Source organism: Pseudomonas sp. BF-B-15, from assembly GCF_019946675.1.
Lineage (GTDB): Bacteria > Pseudomonadota > Gammaproteobacteria > Pseudomonadales > Pseudomonadaceae > Aquipseudomonas > Aquipseudomonas migulae.
On the sequence record NZ_JAGYFZ010000024.1, the window covers coordinates 25,911 to 47,631 of the forward strand.

The 21,721-nt window shown below is 62.6% G+C and carries 7 protein-coding genes; 5 read left to right on the plus strand and 2 right to left on the minus strand.

Annotated features, from left to right (window positions below; genetic code table 11):
• The 5 genes from KGA97_RS10500 to KGA97_RS10520 all read left to right on the plus strand — a co-directional run bounded on the left by KGA97_RS10500 (position 1) and on the right by KGA97_RS10520 (position 17,423).
• Positions 1–3,099, plus strand: a complete 3,099-nt coding sequence (locus KGA97_RS10500) for a non-ribosomal peptide synthetase (protein ID WP_223480736.1) — start codon at positions 1–3, stop codon at positions 3,097–3,099.
• Entirely contained in the window at positions 3,096–14,894 is an 11,799-nt protein-coding gene (locus KGA97_RS10505; protein ID WP_223480737.1) for an amino acid adenylation domain-containing protein, read from the plus strand. Before KGA97_RS10500 ends, KGA97_RS10505 begins: the two co-directional genes overlap by 4 nt.
• Positions 14,895–14,987: 93 nt before the next feature.
• Positions 14,988–15,953 carry an alpha/beta hydrolase gene (locus KGA97_RS10510; RefSeq protein WP_223480738.1) on the plus strand — a complete coding sequence of 322 codons (966 nt, stop codon included), beginning with the start codon at positions 14,988–14,990 and terminating at the stop codon, positions 15,951–15,953.
• 478 nt (positions 15,954–16,431) lie between these two features.
• On the plus strand, positions 16,432–17,127 hold the full coding sequence (locus KGA97_RS10515; protein ID WP_008039957.1) for a DUF1963 domain-containing protein: 696 nt from the start codon (positions 16,432–16,434) through the stop codon (positions 17,125–17,127).
• A 104-nt stretch (positions 17,128–17,231) separates the two neighbouring features.
• Positions 17,232–17,423: an antitoxin gene (locus KGA97_RS10520; protein WP_223480739.1), complete on the plus strand. Its 192-nt coding sequence runs from the start codon at positions 17,232–17,234 to the stop codon at positions 17,421–17,423.
• A 97-nt stretch (positions 17,424–17,520) separates the two neighbouring features.
• On the opposite strand, the gene KGA97_RS10525 is transcribed toward KGA97_RS10520, so the two are convergent.
• Both KGA97_RS10525 and KGA97_RS10530 read right to left on the minus strand, forming a co-directional pair.
• On the minus strand, positions 17,521–19,938 hold the full coding sequence (locus KGA97_RS10525; protein WP_223480740.1) for a TonB-dependent siderophore receptor: 2,418 nt from the start codon (positions 19,936–19,938) through the stop codon (positions 17,521–17,523).
• 125 nt (positions 19,939–20,063) lie between these two features.
• Positions 20,064–21,713, minus strand: a complete 1,650-nt coding sequence (locus KGA97_RS10530; RefSeq protein ID WP_008039977.1) for a cyclic peptide export ABC transporter — start codon at positions 21,711–21,713, stop codon at positions 20,064–20,066.
• Positions 21,714–21,721: the final 8 nt, after the last annotated feature.

Below are 21,721 nucleotides of genomic sequence, written 5' to 3' on the forward strand. Positions count from 1 at the left end.
ATGAACACCACCGCCCTCGAACCTTCGGCAGACGTTTTCCAGACTTCGGCTCAGCAGGCCTTTTATTTGCGCGCTCAGGAACTGGGTGGACAGCCGCTGTTCGCCGCCCTGACCGTGCCGGTCGCCCAGGCTGTGGAGGCGCAGGCATTGCGCGCGGCACTGGATGAACTGGGCCTGCGCCATGAAACCCTGCGCACGGTCTATCGCCGTTTGCCGGGGATGAAATGGCCGGTACAGAGCTTGTGCGATGAGTTGCCGGTCGCGTTGTTGGGGCGCGTGTCTTCCCTGGATGAAGCGCTGAGTCGCAGCCGCGAAACCCTGGCTAAGGCGTCGGATCGGGTGCTGGTGGTGGCGTCAGTGGAAACCACGGACGGTCAGCGTTTCGTCACCTTGCTGGCGCTGGCCAGCAGCCTCGATGCAGCGTCGCTGCGGGTGCTGTCGGCGGAGCTGGCGAGCCTGTTGCGCGGCGAAACACTGGCCGACAATCAGGAAGACTTGCAGTACCTGGATTACACCGCATGGCAGGAAGAACTGCGCGAAGAAGACATCGGCCATCAAGGCGCTGCGTTCTGGCGCAACCTGCAACAGCAGTTCGCACTGGCCCATCGTCTGCCTTTTGAAAAGGCCGTTGAAGTGACGCTGGCTCGCCATCAGGCGACGCTCGACGACGGGGCATGGCTGGCTGATGTGCAACGGCTGGCCGCCGCTCAGGGCGTCGAAGCGCAGCGCGTGGCGTTGCTGTTGTGGAGCGCATTTGTGGCACGCATCGGCAATCAGGAAAAGTTGCTGATGGGCTGGGAAGTGGCCGGGCGCAACGAGCAGACCGAAGCGACCCTTGGGCGTTTCGCCCGCCGTTTGCCAGTAGCGTTTGATCACCGCAGCCACGAAACCCTGGCGCAAGCGCTGGCCTCGTTTGCTGGCAACGTCGAGCAATCGCTGTCCTGGCTCGACTGCCTCAACGAGTTTGAACTGAGCGCCGAAGTCGCGACGCCGCTGCGTTATGGCCTGGTGTATCAGGCCGATGCCGACGTGAACATCGAAGTGGACGATGCCAACCCGGAAGTCCTGCGCCTGCGGATTCAAGGCGAACAGTTGCAGCTGTCGTGCCTGGCCGGCGCGGTGCCCGAGTCGATGCTGGCAGCGTGGCTGGAACAGTTTGTCGAATTCAGCCGCCAGTTGCTGACCTCGCAAGAGCTGACCCTGGGCCAGGCCACTCAGGTCAACGCGGTGCAACTGACCCGCTTGATCGAAGACTTCAACCCGCTGGCCGCCGAGCAAGTACTGCCTCATCGTTACCTGCAAGACCTGTTCACCGAACAGGCACGCCTGCATCCGCAGCGCATCGCCGTCAGCGTCAATGGCCAAAGCCTGAGCTACGCCGAACTGGATGCACGCTCCAACCAAGTCGCCAATACCCTGCGCGCGCAAGGCGTGGCGCCGGATGAAATCGTCGCGGTTTACGGTCAGCGTTCGCTGGAAATTGTTATTGCGCTGCTGGGCACACTCAAGGCCGGCGCCGCTTACCTGCCGCTCGATCCGAACTACCCGATCGAGCGTCTGGCGTTCATGTTGCAAGACGCCGCTGCACGTCAGGTGTTGGCCTGTCAGCCGCTGCCGGAAGCGTTGCACGGCGAGCGGGTGATTTCGCTGATGGCGCAGGCCGAAGTCTGGTCCGCCTCACAAGAACAGCCGGCAACCCTGGGCGACAGCGCCAATCTCGCGTACGTGATTTACACCTCCGGCTCCACGGGCAAGCCCAAGGGTGTGATGATCAGTCACGCCAACGCGGTGGCCTCGACCCTCGCACGCAGCGCGTTCTATCGTCAGCCGTTACGCGCGTTCCTGATGCTCTCGTCGTTCTCCTTCGACAGCTCGGTGGCCGGGGTTTTCTGGGCGTTGGGGCAGGGCGCGACCCTGTGCCTGCCGGACGAAGACAGCTACAAGGACCCGGCGCTGCTGGCGGCGCTGATCCAGCGTGAGGAGGTTTCCCACTACCTGACCTTGCCGTCTTACCACGCACAGATTCTGGAGCACCTCGACAGCCATGCCCTGGCGTGCGTGATCGTGGCCGGCGAAGCGTGCAGCAACGCCTTGGTCGCACGCCATCGCGAGGCCTTGCCGCAAGTGGCACTGGTCAACGAATACGGCCCGACCGAAGGCACAGTCTGGTGCTCGGCGTGGGAACTGCCGCTCGGTCAGGATGACGACACCATCCCGATTGGCCAGCCGATTCCGGGGATGCGCATTCACGTGCTGGGCCCGGACCTGATGCCGGTGGCCGTGGGCGTCGAAGGTGAGCTGTATGTCGGCGGCGCCGGCATTGCCCGTGGCTATCTCAAGCGTGCCCCGCTGACCGCCGAACGTTTTGTTCCCGATCTGTTTGCGAAGCAGGCCGGTCAACGCCTGTACCGCACCGGCGATCTCGCACGCTACCGCGCCGATGGTGTGCTGGAGTACCTCGGTCGGGTCGATCATCAAGTGAAAATCCGTGGTTTCCGCATCGAACTGGGCGAGATCGAATCCGCCATGCGCAGCGCCCCCGGCATCGAAGACGCCGCCGTCATCGCCCGTGAAACGCCGACGGGTCCGCAACTGTTGGGCTTCGTGATTTCCCCGGCCGACACCGCCGACATCCGCCTCAACGAATTGCGCAGCCACCTCAGCGAAGCGTTGCCGGAGCACATGCAACCTGCGCGCTTGCAGGTGCTGGAACGTTTCCCGCTGATGCCCAACGGCAAACTCAACCGCCAGGCCTTGCTCGACCTCGACGTGCGCCGCAGTGCCTTCGTCGCCCCGCGCACCGACCTGGAAAAAGTCCTGGCGGCGATCTGGGCCGAAGCGCTGCACGTGGAGCGGGTCGGCGTGCACGACAGCTTCTTCGAGCTCGGCGGCCACTCGCTGTTGGCAACGCGGATTCGTGCGCGGATTCAGGAAGAACTGAACCTGGCGATCCCGCTGAAGCTGTTCTTCGAGGGCGACACCCTGGAACGCCTGGCGGCGGAAATCGAGCAGTTCCGTCAGCACAGTGAACACAAAGAAAACGATGTAGACGCGCTGGAAGCGTTGTTCGACGAAGTGGATGAGGAACACACGCGATGAGTGTTGCACCGGACAGAATGATGACCCTGGCCCAGCGTTTCTGCGGCTTGAGCCTGGACGCGCGCCGTGCCTTGCAAGAAAAGATGCACGCGCAAGGCCTGACCCTTGAGCTGCTGCCGATCCCGCCAAGGGACCCGGCGGTCGACACGCTGCCGGCGTCGTACGCGCAGCAGCGCTTGTGGTTTTTGTGGCAGATGCAGCCGCAAGCGACCGCGTACAACCTGACCGGTGCCTTTCGCCTGAGCGGTGAACTCAACCGCGCCGCGCTGGCGCAAACCCTCGCTGCGCTGGTGCAGCGTCATGAAGTGCTGCGCACCACCTTCGTGTTCGATGAGCAGCAGGTGCTGCAAAAAATCCACCCGCAGATGGGCGCGCCGCTGGTCGAGGCAAACTCCGCCGACGAGGCCGAACTGCATCGCCAGATCGGCCTCAACGCCGAGCAGCCGTTCGACTTGCTGAACGGCCCATTGATGCGCTGCCGGTTGATCCGCCTCGACGCGCAGCAGCATGTGCTGGTGCTGACGTTCCATCACATCGTCACCGACGGCGGTTCGCTGCCGATCCTGTTGCAGGAATTCACCCGGCTCTACGCGCAACTCAGTGCCGGGCAAGCGCCGCAGCTACCGGAGCTGAGCATTCAGTACGCCGATTTCGCCCGTTGGCAGCGCCTGTGGCTGGAAGCCGGCGAAGCCGAGCGTCAGCTTGCTTACTGGCGTGAACAATTGGGCCGCGAGCACCCACCGTTGAACCTGCCGGCCGACCGTCGTCGCCCGGCGATCCCGAACCAGCAGGGCGCCAGCGTCGAGCTGAATGTGCCGGCGGCCCTGGCGTCGGCTCTGAAAGATCTCGCCCGTCGCGAAGGCTGCACGCTGTTCATGGTGTTGATGGCGTCGTTGCAAACCCTGTTGCATCGCTACAGCGGCGAACGGGACATTCGCGTCGGCGTGCCGATTGCCAACCGTACCCGCCAAGACGTGGAAAACCTGCTGGGCTTTTTCGTCAACACCCAGGTGCTGCGTACCCAGCCCCATGCCGACCAGCCATTTTTGCAGTTGCTGGCCGAGGTCAAGACGGCGGCATTGGGCGCGCAGGCGCATCAGGACTTGCCTTTTGAACAGTTGGTCGATGGGCTCGATGTCGAGCGCAGCCTGAGCCACACGCCATTGTTCCAGGTGATGTTCAACCACCAGCGTGATGCCGGCGGCGAACAGCGCTGGGACTTGCCGGGCCTGAGCGTCGAGCCGCTGATCTGGGATGAAAAGACCACCAAGTTCGAGCTGATGCTCGACACCGTGGAGAGCGACGACGGCATCCACGCCTCGTTCGTGTACGCCACCGAATTGTTCGACGCTTCGACCATCGAGCGTCTCGGTCAGCATTGGCTGAACTTGTTGCAGGCGATCTGTGCCGACGGCTCGGTCGCCTTGGCCGACCTGAACATGCTCGCCGCAACCGAGCAGCACGCCACGTTGCTGGACTGGAACCGCAGCGCCGCTTCGCAGGCCACGAACACGCTGTGCGCGCATCAACTGATCGAAGCCCAGGCCGCCGCGCACCCGCACAACATCGCGGTGACCTGCGACGGCGCGACCCTCAGCTACGCGCAACTGAACCAACAGGCCAACCGCATCGCCCAGCGTCTGCGCGAGCGCGGTGTCGGGCCGGATGTGTTGGTGGGGATCGCGCTGGAGCGGTCGCTGGAAATGATCGTCAGCGTGCTGGCGATCCTCAAGGCCGGCGGCGCGTACGTGCCGCTGGACCCGGAATACCCGCAGGATCGTCTGGCCTACATGCTGGCCGACAGCGGCACGCGCTTGCTGCTGACCGATTCCGCGCTGCTGCCGCGTTTGCCGTTGTCCGAAGGCATCGAAGTGATTTGCCTGGATCACGCCAGTGACTGGCTGAATGAGGCGTCCGTCGAGAACCTCCCGAACCTGACCTGCCCGGAAAACCTCGCGTACGTCATCTACACCTCCGGCTCCACCGGCAAACCCAAAGGCACCTTGTTGCCGCACAGCAACTTGACCCGCCTGTTCAGCGCCACCGAACACTGGTTCGGTTTCAACGCGGACGATGTCTGGAGCCTGTTCCATTCCTACGCCTTCGACTTCTCGGTATGGGAAATCTTTGGTGCGTTGTTCTACGGCGGCAAGCTGGTGGTGGTGCCGCACGCCATCAGCCGTTCCCCGGAAGAGTTCGCTCGCCTGCTGTGCGATGAACAGGTCACGGTGCTCAACCAGACCCCGTCGGCGTTCCGTCAGTTGATGCCGTTTGCCTGCGCCAATGCCCAGGGCATGGCCCTGCGTTATGTGGTGTTCGGCGGCGAGGCGCTGGACGTCGCGAGCCTGCGTCCGTGGTACGACGCGTTCGACGACCAACAGCCGTTGCTGATCAACATGTACGGCATCACCGAAACCACGGTGCACGTGACCTACCGGCCGTTGTCCCGCGCCGACCTCGACGGCGCCAACAGTTCGCCGTTGGGCGAGCCGATTGCCGACCTGCGCTGGTACGTGCTCGATCCGCGCCTGAACCCGGTGGCCAAGGGCTGCGTCGGCGAGCTGTACGTCGGCGGCGCCGGCCTGGCGCGGGGTTATCACCAGCGCGCCGATCTGACCGCCACGCGGTTTGTCCCGGACCTGTTCGCCGCCGAGGCGGGTGCACGCCTGTATCGCACCGGCGATCTGGCGCGCTATTGCGCCGATGGCAGCATCGAGTACGCCGGACGCATCGACCATCAAGTGAAGATTCGTGGCTTCCGCATTGAACTGGGGGAAATCCAGGACCGCCTGCAAAGTCACCCGGCCATTGAACAGGCGCTGGTGTTGGCGCCCGAGATCAATGGCAGTCAGCAATTGGTCGCCTGGTTCACCGTCACCCGGGACGTCGCCGATTTGCGTCAGGCGCTGCGTGAACATTTGCAGGCCGGTCTGCCGGATTACATGGTGCCGGCGCATTTGCTCAAGCTTGATCAGTGGCCGCTGACCAGCAACGGCAAGCTCGACCGCAACGCGTTGCCCAAGCCTGATGCTGCCCTGGCGCAACAGGTTTACACGGCACCGGTGGACGACCTGCAAGCCGAGTTGGCGGCGATCTGGCAAGACGTGCTCAAGCTTGAGCGCGTGGGGATCGACGACAACTTCTTCGAACTGGGCGGCGATTCGATCATCTCGATTCAGGTGGTCAGCCGTGCGCGTCAGGCCGGCATTCGCATCACCCCGCGTGACCTGTTTCAACACCAGACCGTGCAGAGTCTGGCGAAGGTCGCACAGCGCAGCGCCGGTCTGGTCATCGATCAGGGACCGGTGCGCGGTGATGTGCTGCTGACACCGATCCAGCACTGGTTTTTCGAGCAGTCCATCGAGGCCCGGGACCACTGGAACCAATCGGTGCTGCTGGAACTTCGCGAGCCGCTCGACAGCGCGTGCCTGCAACAGGCATTGGCCGCGCTGCTGGACCATCACGACGCGCTGCGCCTGCGTTTGCATCAGGTGAATGGCGTGTGGCAACAGGCTCAGGCCGAGCACTGGAGCAGCGCCGAATTGTTGTGGCAGCGTCAGGCTGCGAACGCCGACGAATTGCTTGAGCACTGCAACGCCGCACAGGCCAGCCTGAATTTGCATGACGGCCCATTGTTGCGTGCCTTGCTGGTGGACATGGGCGCGGCCGGTCAGCGCTTGCTGCTGGTGGTGCATCATTTGGCGGTGGACGGTGTGTCCTGGCGTCTGTTGCTCGAAGATTTGCAAACGGCCTACGACCAGGCGCGTCAGGCTCAACCCCTGCGTCTGCCGGCCAAATCCAGCGCCTATCAAGCGTGGGCGGCGCGTTTGCAAACCCATGCGCAAAGTCCCGAACTGGCGAGCCAAACGGGCTACTGGCAGCGCCAATACCACGACGTGGTAGTGGATCTGCCCGCCGATAACCCCCAAGGCAGCCTCGCCAGCCAACACGCCGTGAGCGTGGAAACCGTGCTCGACAGCACATTCACCCGCCAACTGCTGCAAGACGCGCCAGCGGCGTACCGCACGCAGGTCAACGACCTGTTGCTGACGGCGTTGGCGCGGGTGCTGGGGGACTGGACCGGCCAGCCTTCGACCCTGGTCAAACTGGAGGGGCATGGTCGTGAAGACCTGTTCGACGACATCGACCTGACTCGCACCGTGGGCTGGTTTACCTCGATTTTCCCGGTCAAGTTGACCCCGGCCAGCGATTTGGCCGGGAGCATCAAGGCGGTCAAGGAACAGCTGCGCGCCGTGCCGGACAAAGGCATCGGTTTCGGCATCCTGCGGTATCTGGCGCAGGCCGGTCTTGAGGATCTGCCGCAACCGCAAATCACCTTCAACTACATGGGCCAGTTCGATGCCAGCTTCGATGAGCAGGCACCGTGGCGCCCGGCCCGTGAAAGCGGTGGCGCCGAGCAGGGCGCTTCGGCCGCGCTGGACCGTGGCCTGAGCATTAACGGTCAGGTCTACGCCGGGCAACTGCGCCTGAGCTGGACCTTCAGCCGCGACGTGTTTGCCGAGCACACCGTGCAGCGCCTGGCCGAGGCCTACGCTGGCGAACTGCAACAGCTGATCGAACACTGCCTGAGCGGTGCCGGTGGCCTGACACCGAGTGACGTGCCGCTGGTCCGCGTCGATCAGGCGCAACTCGATGCACTGCCGCTGGCGGCGCGTGAGATCGAAAACATCTTCCCGCTGTCGCCGATGCAGGAAGGCATGTTGTTCCACAGCCTGTTCGCCCCGGATGCCGGTGCCTACATCCCGCAAATGCGCGTGGACGTGCAGGGCATTGACGTCGATGCGTTCCGCAGCGCCTGGCAACAGACGCTGGAAAACCATGAAGTGTTGCGCGCCGCGTTCTTCAGCGAGAGCCATGGCTCGCAGCCGCTGCAAGTGATTCTGGCCAACGCCACGTTGCCGGTGACCGTGCTCGATTGGCGCAATGAAGCGGATCAGGCACACGCCCTGGAACGTCTGGCCGAAGACGATCGCCTGCGCGGTTTCGACCTGACAGCCGCGCCGTTGCTGCGCCTGACCCTGGTACAGACCGCAAACGACACCCATCACCTGATTTTCACCAACCACCACATTCTGCTGGACGGCTGGAGCACCTCGCAGCTGTTCGGCGAAGTGTTGCAGCGTTACTCCGGTGTGATGCCGGTGGCGAGCGGCGGTCGTTATCGCGATTACATGACGTGGCTGGGCGGGCGTGATCGCGCTGCGTGCGAAGCGTTCTGGCTGGAGCAGTTGCAGGCGTTCAACGAGCCGACCCGTTTGGCCGGCGCGATGCCGGGACCGGTCGCAGGGCAGGGTGACGGTCATTGCACCGTTCACCTGAGCCTGGACCGGGCGGCCAGCGAACGCCTGAGCGGGTTTGCCCGTCAGGCCCGCGTGACACCGAACACCTTGCTGCAAGCGGCGTGGCTGTTGCTGTTGCAGCGCTACACCGGCCAACGCACCGTCGCGTTCGGCGCCACGGTGTCGGGGCGTCCAAGCGAGTTGCAGGGCATAGAGCAGCAAGTCGGCCTGTTCATCAACACCTTGCCGGTGATCGCCACGCCACATCCCGAGCGCACGGTCAGCCAATGGGTGGACGAGGTGCAGGCGCTCAATCTCAAATTGCGCGATGTCGAATACACGCCGCTGGCGGATTTGCAGCGTTGGGCCGGGCATTCCGGCGAGGCATTGTTCGACACGCTGCTGGTGTTCGAAAACTACCCGGTCGCCGAGGCGCTGGAGGGCGGTAATCCGAGTGCGCTGAAGTTCTCCGGCATCAGCAATCACGATCAAACCAGTTTCCCGCTGGCCATCGCCGCCGAGCTGGGCGAGTGCCTGGACCTGCGTTTCAATTACGACACCGCGCTGTTTACCGCCGAGGCCATCGACGGTCTGAGCAATCGCCTGGTGGCGTTGCTCGATGCCATGGTGCGCGAGCCGCAACAAGCCTTGGGCCGCCTGAGCCTGCTCGACGCTGCGCAGACCGCACAGCAAGTGCAAGGCTTCAACGACACCGCCGTGACCTGGCCCGACGTGCGCCCAGTCCACCTGTGCTTCGAAGCCCAGGTGCTGAAAACCCCGGACGCCCAGGCGTTGGTGTTTGCCGGGCAGAGCCTGACGTATCGCCAACTCAACCAGCAGGCCAACCGACTGGCGCACTACCTGCGCGCCCAAGGGGTCGGCGCCGAAGTGCTGGTGGGGATTGCCGCCGAGCGTTCGCTGGAACTGGTGATCGGTTTGCTCGCGATCATGAAGGCCGGTGGCGCCTACGTGCCGCTGGACCCGGATTACCCGCGCGAGCGCCTGGAACACATGTTCGAGGACAGCGGCGTGCACGTGTTGTTGACCCAGCATCATCTGCTGGCGCAATTGCCGATTCCGGCCGGGACCACGGCGATCTGCCTGGACGACAGCGCTCAGCTGGTCGAAGGCTTGAGCGACGAAAACCTGCCGTGCGTGGTCGAGCTGCAATCGCTGGCCTACATGATTTACACCTCCGGCTCCACCGGTAAACCGAAGGGCGCGGCCAACCGTCACGATGCGTTGTACAACCGCATTGAGTGGATGCAGGGTGCGTACCCGCTGGACGGTCGCGACACCGTGCTGCAAAAGACACCGTTCAGTTTTGACGTGTCGGTGTGGGAGTTCTTCTGGCCGCTGATGGTCGGTGCGCGCCTTGCGGTGGCCGAACCGGGTGCCCATCGCGACCCGGCGCAACTGGTGCGTTTGATCGAGCAATATCAGGTCAGCACCCTGCATTTCGTGCCGTCGATGTTGCAGGCGTTTGTTCAGGGCGAGGGCTTTGAGCGTTGCGCCAGCCTGCGGCAGATCATGTGCAGCGGTGAAGCGCTGTCGGCGGATTTGCAGAACAGCCTGTTCCGCGTGCTGCCCAGCGTTGGTTTGTACAACCTGTACGGGCCGACCGAAGCGGCCATCGACGTGACCCACTGGACGTGCGTCGATGACGGCTCGATCAGCGTGCCGATCGGCTACCCGATTGCCAACCTGGTGACCTTCATCCTCGACGACAGCCTGCAACCGCAAGTGGCGGGCTGCGTCGGTGAGCTGTACTTGGGCGGCATCGGTCTGGCGCGGGGTTACCACCGTCGTCCGGACCTGACGGCTGAGCGTTTCGTCGCCAGCCCGTTCGGCGCACAGGGAGAGCGGCTGTATCGCACCGGCGACCTGGCGCGTTATCGCGATGACGGCGTGATCGAATACGTCGGCCGCATCGACCATCAAGTGAAGATTCGTGGCTTGCGCATCGAACTGGGTGAAATCGAAGCCTGCCTGTTGGAACATCCACAGGTGCGCGAGGCGGTGGTGATCGCGCTGGATGTCGGCAAGTCCAAGCAATTGGTGGCTTACGTGGTCGGCCAGTCGTTGGTGCTCGACGGGCTCAAACAGCACCTGCGCAACGCGCTGCCCGAGCACATGCAACCGAGCCATGTGATGTTGCTGGAGCAACTGCCGGTGACGCCGAACGGCAAACTGGATCGCCGCGCGTTGCCGCAACCCGATCAGCAGGTTCGTGAATACATCGCGCCGCGCAATGCCGTGGAGGCGACGCTGCAAGAGGTCTGGCAGGCGCTGTTCGAAGTGCCGGTCGGGATTCAGGACAACTTCTTTGAACTGGGCGGCGACTCCATCGTGTCGATCCAGGCGGTCAGCCGTGCGCGCAAGGCCGGCCTGAGCATTTCGCCGAAGCACGTGTTCAGTCACCCGACCATCGCCGAACTGGCGACCGTCGCCCAGGCTGTGGACGCCGAGGAAGCCGCGCCGGTAGTTGCTGCACCGGCGCTGAAAATCGAGCTGAGCGAAGCGCAATATCAGGCGCTGGCATTGACGGCAGACGAGGTGGACGACGTTTATCCACTGTCGCCGATGCAGCAAGGCATGCTGTTCCACTCGGTGCAGGACGGCGACTCGGGGCTGTACGTCAACCAGATCGAAGTGGGCGTGCGTGGCGTTGACGGTCCGCGTTTCCGCGAGGCCTGGGCCGATGCCACGCAGCGTCACGCGATCCTGCGCACCGCGTTCCTGTGGGAGGGCGACAAGGAGCCGCTGCAAGTGGTGTTGCGCAATGCGCCGACGCTGCTGACCGAGCTGGACTGGCGCGGTCTGGATAACCAGGTCGAGCGTGTGCGCCAATTGGCCAGCGATGAACGTGAACGTGGCTTCTCGCTGAACCGTGCGCCGTTGCTGCGCCTGCTGCTGGTGCGTCTGGAAGAGGACCGTTATCGCCTGATCTGGACCTATCACCACATCCTCATGGACGGCTGGAGTGTGTCGCGCCTGATCGGTGAAGTGCTGCGTCATTACAGTGGCGACGCGCAGGAACCGGTGGCCGCGTATCGCGACTATATCGACTGGCTCGGCCAGCAAGTCGCCGAGGCCAGCGAAGCGTTCTGGAAAGACAAACTCAACGCCCTCGAAGGCGCCACGCACCTGGCCCGCGCGTTGCCGGTGAAGACGCCGCAAGCGGGTTATCACGCGATCTATACGCACCTGAATGCGCAGCAAACTGCACGTTTGCAGGCGTTTGCCCAGCAACAGCAAGTCACGCTCAACACCCTGGTGCAAGCCGCGTGGCTGCTGCTGTTGCAGCGTTACACCGGCCAGCGCACGGTGACGTTCGGCGCCACGGTGTCGGGCCGACCGGAAACCCTCAACGGTTCGGAGAACATGCTCGGGCTGTTCATCAACACCTTGCCGGTGGTCAACAGCGTGCCGACCGAGGCGAGCGTCGGTGACTGGCTGCGCGAGATCCAGGCCTACAACCTCGACATCCGCGACTTCCAGCAAACCCCGCTCAGCGACATTCAACGCTGGGCCGGGCAGGGCGGGCAGTCGCTGTTCGACAGCATCATCGTTTTCGAAAACCAGCCGGTGGACCGCACGTTGCGCGAGTGGAACGGCGATTCCCTGCGCTTCGAAGACGTCTACGACTTCGGCCTGACCAGCTTTGCGATGGACTTGATGGTCAGCCTCGATGAAGGCCTGCGCATCGAGTACATGCACCAGCGCGATCAGTTCGACCTCGCCACCGTCGAAGTGCTGCGCAGCCACATGGAAAGCCTGATGCAGCGTCTGTGCGACAACGCCGGGCGCGCCGTGGGCGAGATCGGTTTGCTGACGCTGGACCAAGGCCGGCAACTGGACGGCGAGCTGCCGACGCTGGCCGACGACCACGAACGGCCGGTGCACGAGCTGATCCGCGAGCGTGCGCGGCTGCAACCGGAGCACACCGCATTGGTGCTCAGCTACGCCGACCGCGACGCTGAACACCTGAGTTATGCCGAGCTGGATCGTCGTTCCGACGCACTCGCGGTGCATCTGCTGGAGCAGGGCGTGCAGGCCGAAGACGTGATCGGTGTGTTCATGGAGCGCTCGCTGGAACTGGTGGTTTCGCTGCTGGCGGTGATGAAGTGCGGCGCCGCGTACGTGCCGCTGGACCCGCAATACCCGCAGGAACGCCTGCGCTACATGATGGCCGACAGCGACATGCGTTTGCTGCTGACCCAGGAGCGTTTGCGTGACACGGCGCAACTCAATCCGGGCACGCCGATGGTCGCCGTGGATCGCTTGAACCTCGACGTCGAGGTGACGGCGCCGCAAAGCAACGTACACGCCGAGCAACTGGCCTACCTGATTTACACCTCGGGCTCGACCGGCAAACCGAAAAGCGTCGCCGTGGCTCACGGACCGTTGAGCATGCACGTGCAGGCGATTGCCGAACTGTACGAAATGGACCCGGCCAATCGCGAACTGCATTTCATGTCGTTCGCCTTCGACGGTGCCCATGAACGCTGGATCACCGCGCTGATCAGCGGCTCGACCCTGGTGGTGCGCGACAACACGTTGTGGACCGCTGAACAGACCCTGGCGGTGTTGCATCGCCAGCGCATCACCGTCGCCTGTTTCCCGCCGGCGTACTTGCTGCAACTGGCCGAACACGCCGAGTTGCAGGGCGGCAACCCACCGCCGGTGCGCATCTATTGCTTCGGTGGCGATGCGGTGCCGGACGCCACGTTCGAGCGGGTCAAGCACACGCTCAAACCGCAATACCTGGTGAACGGTTACGGCCCGACGGAAACCGTGGTTACGCCGCTGCTGTGGAAAATCGCTGCCGACGGTCACTGCGAGGCGATGTATGCGCCGATTGGCCGCCGCGTCGGCACCCGCAGCCTGCATGTGCTGGACATGGACCTCAATCCGTTGCCGGTGGGCATGGTCGGCGAACTGTACATCGGCGGTCGTGGCGTTGCGCGTGGCTACCACCGTCACCCGTGGCAAACCGCCGAGCGTTTTGTCGCTGATCCGTTCAGCCGCGACGGCGGCCGTCTGTACCGCACCGGTGACCTGGTGCGCCGCCGCGAGGATGGCGTGTTCGATTACGTGGGGCGCATCGACCATCAGGTCAAAGTGCGCGGCTTCCGCATCGAACTGGGTGAAATCGAAGCTCGTCTGCGCGAGCAAGTCGGGGTCAATGACGCGCTGGTGGTGGTTCGTGACGGCGGGCAGGGGCCGCAACTGATCGGCTATGTGGTCGCGGTTGAAGACGACGGCCTGGGCCTGCGTTGCCAGGCGGCCTTGCGTGAAAGCCTGCCGGATTACATGGTGCCGACGCAGGTCGTGGTGTTGCCGCGTTTCCCGCTGACACCGAACGGCAAGCTCGACCGCAAGGCCTTGCCCGACCCGACCTTCGAGGGCCGCGAGTACGTGGCCCCGCGTACGCCGCTGGAATGGGCGCTGGCCGAGATCTGGCAGCAAGTGCTGGGCGTCGACAAGGTCGGCATCACCGACAACTTCTTCGAGTTGGGCGGCGACTCGCTGCGCACCCTCAAAGTGATCTCGAAGGTGCGGGCGCTGAACGAGCCGGACTTCCAGTTGAAACTGCGCGACATGATGGCCAAACCGACCATCGCCGGGTTGTCCGGTGTCGATGAGCAACCGCTCAAACAGAGCCCGGAACCGCTGCTGCTGTTGAACCAGCCGGTGGACGATCAACCGGCGCTGTTCTGCCTGCACGCCGGGTTCGGCACGGTGTTCGACTACGAACCGCTGGCCCGTCGACTGGAAGGCCAACGCACGGTGTACGGCGTGCAATGCCGCATGCTGCTCGACCGCCAGTGGCACGACACTTCGCTGCAGCAAATGGCTGCGGACTACGTCGAAGCGATCCGCCGCAAGCAACCGCAAGGCCCGTATCACTTGCTGGGCTGGTCGTTGGGCGGGGCGTTGGCGTTGATGGTCGGCGACCTGCTTGAACAGCAGGGCCAGCGTGTGGCATTCGTCGGCCTGGTGGACAGCTTTGTGCCGACCCAGGCCAACGCCGTCGCCAGTGTGGATGAGTGGCGGGCGGACCTGCGCGAGTTCCTCGGTGCGACCTTGAGCATGGACAGCGATGCCATTGCCCAGGCATTGAGTGTCGAAACCACGGGTGATCAGGACACTGTCGCACGGATCATTCGCACGGTGATCGACACCGAAGGCGAACAGGCCAGCGGTTACGCATTGCTGGGTGCCGATGAGTTGGCGCAGACGTTTATGGTCAGCACGCGCTTGAAGGCGCTGTCACGGCAGGTCGAGACCTTGCCGCTGCCGCACGCCGAACTGTGCTGCTGGTGGGCCGATGGCAACCCGACGGCCGAACGCGCGACGCTGGAACGTCAGCAACCACGGCTGCGCAAAGTGCAAACCGTCGCCGCCAGCCACTTCGATATCCTGCAACGGGATGAATGCCTGAGCGCCGTGGTGACGGCACTTGGTCGCGAGGTGGTGGCGCAGGACTAAGGTTTTACCGCGCCAAAACAAGCTCGTCCTAATGAACGGCCCTCACGGTTCGTTTATAGGGCGAGCTTTTTTATTTTTTGGAGACCACCGCCCATGGCACTGCACCCGGACATCGAAGGTTTTCTAGAGCTGGCCGAGTTCGGCCGCCTCACCGGCAAAAGCCTGCCCATGCACGAGCTGGACCCGACCGAAGCGCGCCAGCAATTCGAACAAACCTCGCAGCTGCTCGACGCCGCACCGATGGGCGCGCTGACCGTGACTGCGGTCAGCATTCCGGCCCGCGACGGCCATCTGCTCAATGCTCGCCTCTATGCTCGCCCATCACTGGGCACGCAGGAGCGCCCGGTGCTGCTGTACTTTCATGGCGGCGGTTACGTGGTCGGCAGCCTCGACTCCCATGACACCCTGTGCCGCCGACTGGCGCTGACGGGTGGTTTTGCGGTGCTGTCGGCGGATTATCGCCTGGCCCCGGAACACCGTTTTCCTGTCGCCTACGAGGATGCCGAAGACGTGACGCGCTGGCTGGCGACCACCGGCGCCGGCGCCCTCGGGCTGGACCCGGCTCGTATCGCATTGGCGGGAGACAGCGTCGGCGGCAGCCTGGTGGCTTCCTTGTCGATTGCTATCGCCCAGGACCCGCAGGCCTGGCTGCTCGCGCCACGGCTGCAAGTGCTGTTGTACCCGGTGATCGACGCCGTGGAAAAACGCCCGTCGCTTGCACGTTTCGCCGAAGGCTACCTGCTGGAAGCGACCACGCTGGAATGGTTCTATCAGCAGTATCAACGCAGCATTGATGATCGCCGCGACTGGCGCTTTTCCCCGTTGTTCGCCGAAACCCTGCAAGGGCTGACACCAACAGTGCTGTGGCTGGCCGAATACGACCCGTTGCTGGATGAAGGCCTGGCCTGGGCCGAAAAATTGCGTGCCGCCGGACAACCCATAGTGCTGGACGTGAAAGCCGGAATGACCCACGACTTCGCACGGATGGGGGAGATGGTCCAGGAAGTACCAGCGATGCTGGAGCAACTGGCGGCGCAGATCACTGAAAGCCTGGGTTGATGCGTGATCTGTAGGAGCCGGCTTGCCGGCGATGGCCCCGCCGCGGTGAACCAGACAAACCGTGTCGCCTGCATCGCCAGCAAGCCGGCTCCTACAACCTACGCAATTCCTGTAGGAGCCGGCTTGCCGGCGATGGCATCACCGCGGTGAACCAGACAAACCGTGTCGCCTGCATCGCCAGCAAGCTGGCTCCTACAACCTACGCAATTCCTGTAGGAGCCGGCTTGCTGGCGATGGCCCCACCGCGGTGAATCAGGCAAACCGTGTCGCCCGGATCGCCTGTAGGAGCCGGCTTGCTGGCGATAAACGATAACGCGGTCTGACTGACCGCCTACCGCGCCATTCACCGGCTTCCTACACCCGATGTAAAACGCGAAAACTCTGGGGAAATTTCCGACATCTTTTTAGGGTTGGCGCTCGGACGTCCGACGTATAGCGTTGTGGCTCCCTGCAGTTGGCAATGGAGTGATGTACCGGTATGAACATCCAGGAAATCAAAAGACGCTTGGCCAGACCCGCTACAAAATTCGTCGCCGGCGGATTTCGTCCCACCCATACGGATGACGAAAGCTGGCTTGGAAACGTATTCCTGTTTCGCCCGGATGAATGCGTCCCGAGAAACGACGCCGGAGCTGAACTGCATCCCTTTGCACAATTCCACCTCCCCAGCCTGCCGTTTAACAGTCCGGCGCTGGACGGCGTTCGCGTCCTTACCTTGTTTGTTTCCAGTCCCTTGCCGGAAGCGCTGGACCCGATGGGGAACAACTGGCTGATCAGGGAATACGGATTTGACGATGTACTTGTCCGCAAAGAGCTGCCGGTAGCAGGTTCATACCTCAAGCCCTTTCCGTTGCTGGCCGAACGGGTCGCAGAGGACTTTCCACTGTGGGATGGCGGTGGTGCACCGGCGGACCTTGAAGAGGAAATTTGCAGCCTTCAGCGGACGGGCGAGATAGAAAGCTACTCAGACCTCGTGACTCACACCTACGAACACAAGATTGGCGGCTACCCCTCGTTCTGCCAGTCCGGCGTGGACCTCGGTGATGATTTTGAATTCGTGTTCCAGATTTCCTCCGACACGAAAATCAACCTGAACGTGGTGGATTGCGGGAGCCTGATGTTCTGGAAGAGCAAAAGTACGGGGGAGTGGGTGCTTTACTACGATTTCTACTAGGTCGGGTACTGAAGCGAATGGCCTGCACCAAGCTTGGTAGGGGCGGACAACCAGGCGCATACCCATTAGGCTGCTGAAAAATGAGCACCGGAGCTGACTAGACTATGAGTGCCGAACTTTCCCTCACTGTTTCAGGGTTCGAAACCGAAGAGCAGGCTGCCAGTTACGACCTTTGGTTTCGTGCCAAAGTGCAAGCTTCGCTCGATGATCCACGACCGAATATCCCGCATGATCAGGTGATGGCTGATATGCGAGCCCTCATTGAGTCAAAGCGCAACAAGCACGATGCTGGTTGAGTGGCGACCCGAAGCGCGGGCTGAACTCCATTCCCCCCAAAAACAAAACCGGGCCGCAAGCGGCCCGGTTTTGTTCAGCATGTAACGTACTTAGCAATCAATAATTAGCCCGCAACGTCAACGTCAGATTACGCGGGTCACCATAGAAGTTTGTCCCCCACGAAGCATCCACGCGATCGTAGTACTTTTTATCAAACAGGTTGTTGCCAGTCAGTGTCGCCGACAGGTTCTCGTTGAACTTGTAGCCCACCTGCGCGGTGGCGATGCCGTAGCCGCTTTGTTCGAAGCGTACTTCACGCTGGTACCAGGTCTTGCTGACTACGCGCACGCCGCCGCCGACGCTGAAGTCTTTGAGCGGGCCGTCAGCGAATTCGTATTTGGTCCACAGGTTGAAGTTGTGCTTCGGTGTGATGGTGCTGAAGGTGCTGCCTTCGGTCGCGTCGTCAGATTTCAACAATTTGGTGGTGGTGAAGGCGTAGCCGGTGACGATGCTCCAGTTGTCGGTCAGGTTACCGCTCAACTCGGTTTCCCAGCCCTGGCTGCGCGCCTTGCCTTGTGCTTCGTTTCCACCGGTGTCGGCGTTGAATTGAGCACGGTTTTCATCGTAGATGCGGAACATCGCGATGCTGGCGTTCAGGCGGCCGTCGTAGAACTCGCGCTTGAGGCCGACTTCATATTGCTTGCCTTTACGCGGTCCGATGGGCGTGTTGTCGCTGTCGAGCTCGCTTTGTGGCTTGAACACGCCGGTGTAGCTGGCGTAGGCCGACAGTTCCGGGGTCAGCTTGGCGATGATGGCGCCGTAAGGCACGACCTTGCGGTTGATGCTGGTGTGGGCTTCGCCGAAGCTGTTGAAGAAGGCGTTGGCGTTCTTCGCGTCGCTTTCGTACCAGGTCACGCGGCTGCCGCCGATCACGTCGAGCCAGTCGGTGACGTTGAACTTGGCGCGGGTATAGAGGCCGTACTGGTCGGATTTGGACCAGTTACCGTTGTTGCGCTCGTAGTCGTTCTTGGGAATATCGATACTGCCCGGGTTGTAGACGTTGATCGGGAAGTACTCGCCGCCACCGTATTCAAAGTCTTTGTCGAGGTGCTGGTACTCGGCACCCACGGTGAACTCGTGTCTGCGATCCGCGAATTCGAACGGCGTGGTGACGAAGCTGTCGACGCCGATGGTTTTGATGTGGGTGTAGTAGTCGTACGCCACGGCCGAGCTGTCGCCGGTAGCCGGATCGACGGCACCGTCGGCCCAGGTGAAGTTACGCTGTGGGGTTTCTGCGTCGCGGTAGGTGACGGTGGTCTTGAACTGACCGCCGTTGTCCAGCGCGTGATCGACCTCGGCAAAGGACTCCCAGACTTTCTCGTTCAGGGTGTTCCACTTGGCATCGACGAACGTCGAGCGCGGCACGTCCAGCAACTTGCCGTCGGCAAAGGCCGGCAAGCCGAACGCCGGGGTGGAGTGGTTTTGCTGGTAGGCGCCGCCGACCGACAGGGTGGTGGATGGGGCGAGGTCGAATTCCAGGCGACCGTACACCATCGGGCGTTCGTTCTGGGCAGAGTCGACGTAGGATTTGTTGTTTTCGTAAGCGGTGATGAAGCGACCGCGCACGGTGCCTTGATCGTTCAACGGGCCGGTGACGTCCACCATCGAGCGGTAGTGGTCATAGGAACCTGCGCCCAGCTCGCCGCCGAGGGCGAATTTGTTCAGGGCACGCTTGCGCACCACGTTGATGGTGCCGCCGGGTTCGCCAGCGCCTTGATACAGGCCGGATGGGCCGCGCAGCACTTCGACACGATCGTACATCGCGAGGTCGAAGCTGGTGCCCAAGTCGCCCTGGCCGGTCGGTTGCGATACGCCGTCAACCTGCACCTGGTCGACGAGGAAGCCGCGCATGTAGACGTCGTTCAGGCTGGAGCCGGAGTTGTACGTCTTGATGGTGACGCCGGTGACCTGGCGCATTGCGTCTTGCAGGCTGTTCATGTTCTGGTCGTCCATGCGCTGGCGCGTGACGACGGACACTGACTGCGGGATGTCCTTGAGCTTGATGTTGCCCTTGCCGATGCTGACTTGATCGGTGGTGTAGGAATGCGTGCCTTCAGTGGTAGGCCCCGGCGCCACGCCGGAAATGGCGGTCGCACCCAGTTGCAGCGCGCTGGAGTTACCCGCGACCGGAATCAGCGAAACAGTGTTGCCAGTCAGTTGAAACGTAATGCCGCTCCCCAGCAGCAACGTATTCAATGCCTGTTCCGGCTCCAGATTGCCGGAGACCGCCGTGGACTTGAGGCCGTTGACCATGTCCTGGCTGTACAGAATCTGCAGGTCGGTCTGTTGACCCAGTTGCTGCAGCGCGCTGGCCAGCGATTGCGCAGGCACGTTGACGTTCACCGGCGCGGCCTGGACCTGAGAGGTGCCCAGCAGCAACAGGGTCAGCAACGCACCCGGTACGACTGTTCGGAATTTCTTTTGCGGCGCGATGGCCAGTGCCAACGGCGCGCGGGACAGGGTAGGGCTTTGCATTGCTCAAATCGCTCCTAAGGTGTGCAGATTTTTTTAGTTAATGATAATTATTATTAGACGCATCACCCCGACGAAACCGGAAAACAAACTCCGAAAATCGTCGAGGTATATGGATTCAACGCTGCTCAGGCGGTCGCCCGTTCCGTCACCACACGGCCCGATTCCATGCGAACCAACTGATCGGCCATGTCGAAATAGCGGTCGTCGTGGGAGATGACGATGATGGTTTTGCCCAGGCGCTTCAGGTCCGGAAGCAGCTCGGTGTAGAAGATCCGGCGGAAGGTCGGGTCCTGGTCGGCCGCCCATTCGTCAAACACCAGCACCGGGCGTTCTTCCAGCCAGGCATTGACCAGTGCCAGGCGTTTACGCTGGCCGGTGGACAGGTCGGTGGTGGTGAAACTGCCGTCCTTGACGCTGACCTTGTGCGCGATTTCCAGGCGTTGCAGGTATTTGTTGGCGTCTTCGGGAATGTGCTGATCGCCCTGCACCACGTCATCGAACAGGTAGTAGTCGGCAAAAATCGTGGTGAACAGTTGGCGGTAGTCGTCACGGTTCTGCGCATCGACACCTTCGCCGTTGAGCAGGATTGCGCCTTGTTGCGGCGCATAAAGCCCCAGCAACAACTTGATCAGCGTGGTCTTGCCGCAGCCGTTTTCGCCGACGATGAAAATGATGTCGCCCTGTTCGATGGTCAGGTTCACCGGCCCCAGGCGGAATGCTTCGCTGCCCGGTGCAGCCGGGAAGGCATAGCTGACGTTGTCCAGTTGCAGGCTGTTGACCACGGCCGGTTTTTTGCCGGTGTCGTTGAGCAGCAGGTGCGGCTCGGGCGAGGAAAACCGGCTCGACAGTTCAGCGATGCGGCGGAAGGCAATCCGCGCCCGGCTGACCACCGGCAAGGTGCCGACCAGATGCTCGATAGGGCCTTTCATGTACAGCAGCACCAGGACGAAGCCACTCATCACCGACTTGTCGGCGCTGGGCCAGAACGATTGCAGGGCCAGCGCCAGGCCGATGACCACGAAGAACAGCATCGACCCCAGCGTCTTGGCGATCACGAAGGTATTGATCGAGCGCACCTGGGTGTTGCAGATGAAATCCGCCGTGCCCTGAATGCCCGAGGTGAACATGCGCTGGCGGCGCGGACGGTGAATGCGCAGTTCCTTGGCGCCGCCAGCGATGGCGTTGTAGTGCTTTTGCAATTCGTCTTCGGCGTCACGGGCGGCCATGAAGCCCTTGATGCCCTTGCCCTGTGCGTAGAACTGGATGCCGGTGCCGATGGCAATCGCCAGCACCATCATCAGGAACATCGGCCACGACAACAGGGCCAGGTAGCCCATGCAGCCGAGGGTCACGGTCAGGGAGATGGCCAGCGGCGCGAAGGCAAACGCGAAGTCGCTGATGGTGTCGACGTCATGGGTCAGCACCGGGATCAAACGGTGGCTGCGATAGCGTTCGATCTGTTCGATGGGCGCCGACAGCACCTTTTCCCCCAGCTCTTTGCGCAGCTTGGCGATGATGTGCTGGCCGACGTAGTTGGTGCCGATGTCCGAGCAGATCGAACTCGCCAGCGCCAACAGGCAAAGGCCGCCGAACAGTGCGACCACGCCCTGGGTCAGGCCGCTTTCCGAATGCAGGGCATTGTTGATCGTGGCCAGCAACACCGTCACGCTCAGACCGCCCACCATGCCCAGAATGATCGACAGGCTGACCACCAGCCGGAACGGTTTCAGGAGGGTGAACAATTCATGAATTGCACCGCGCGTAGGCTGGGTCATGAGGAAAG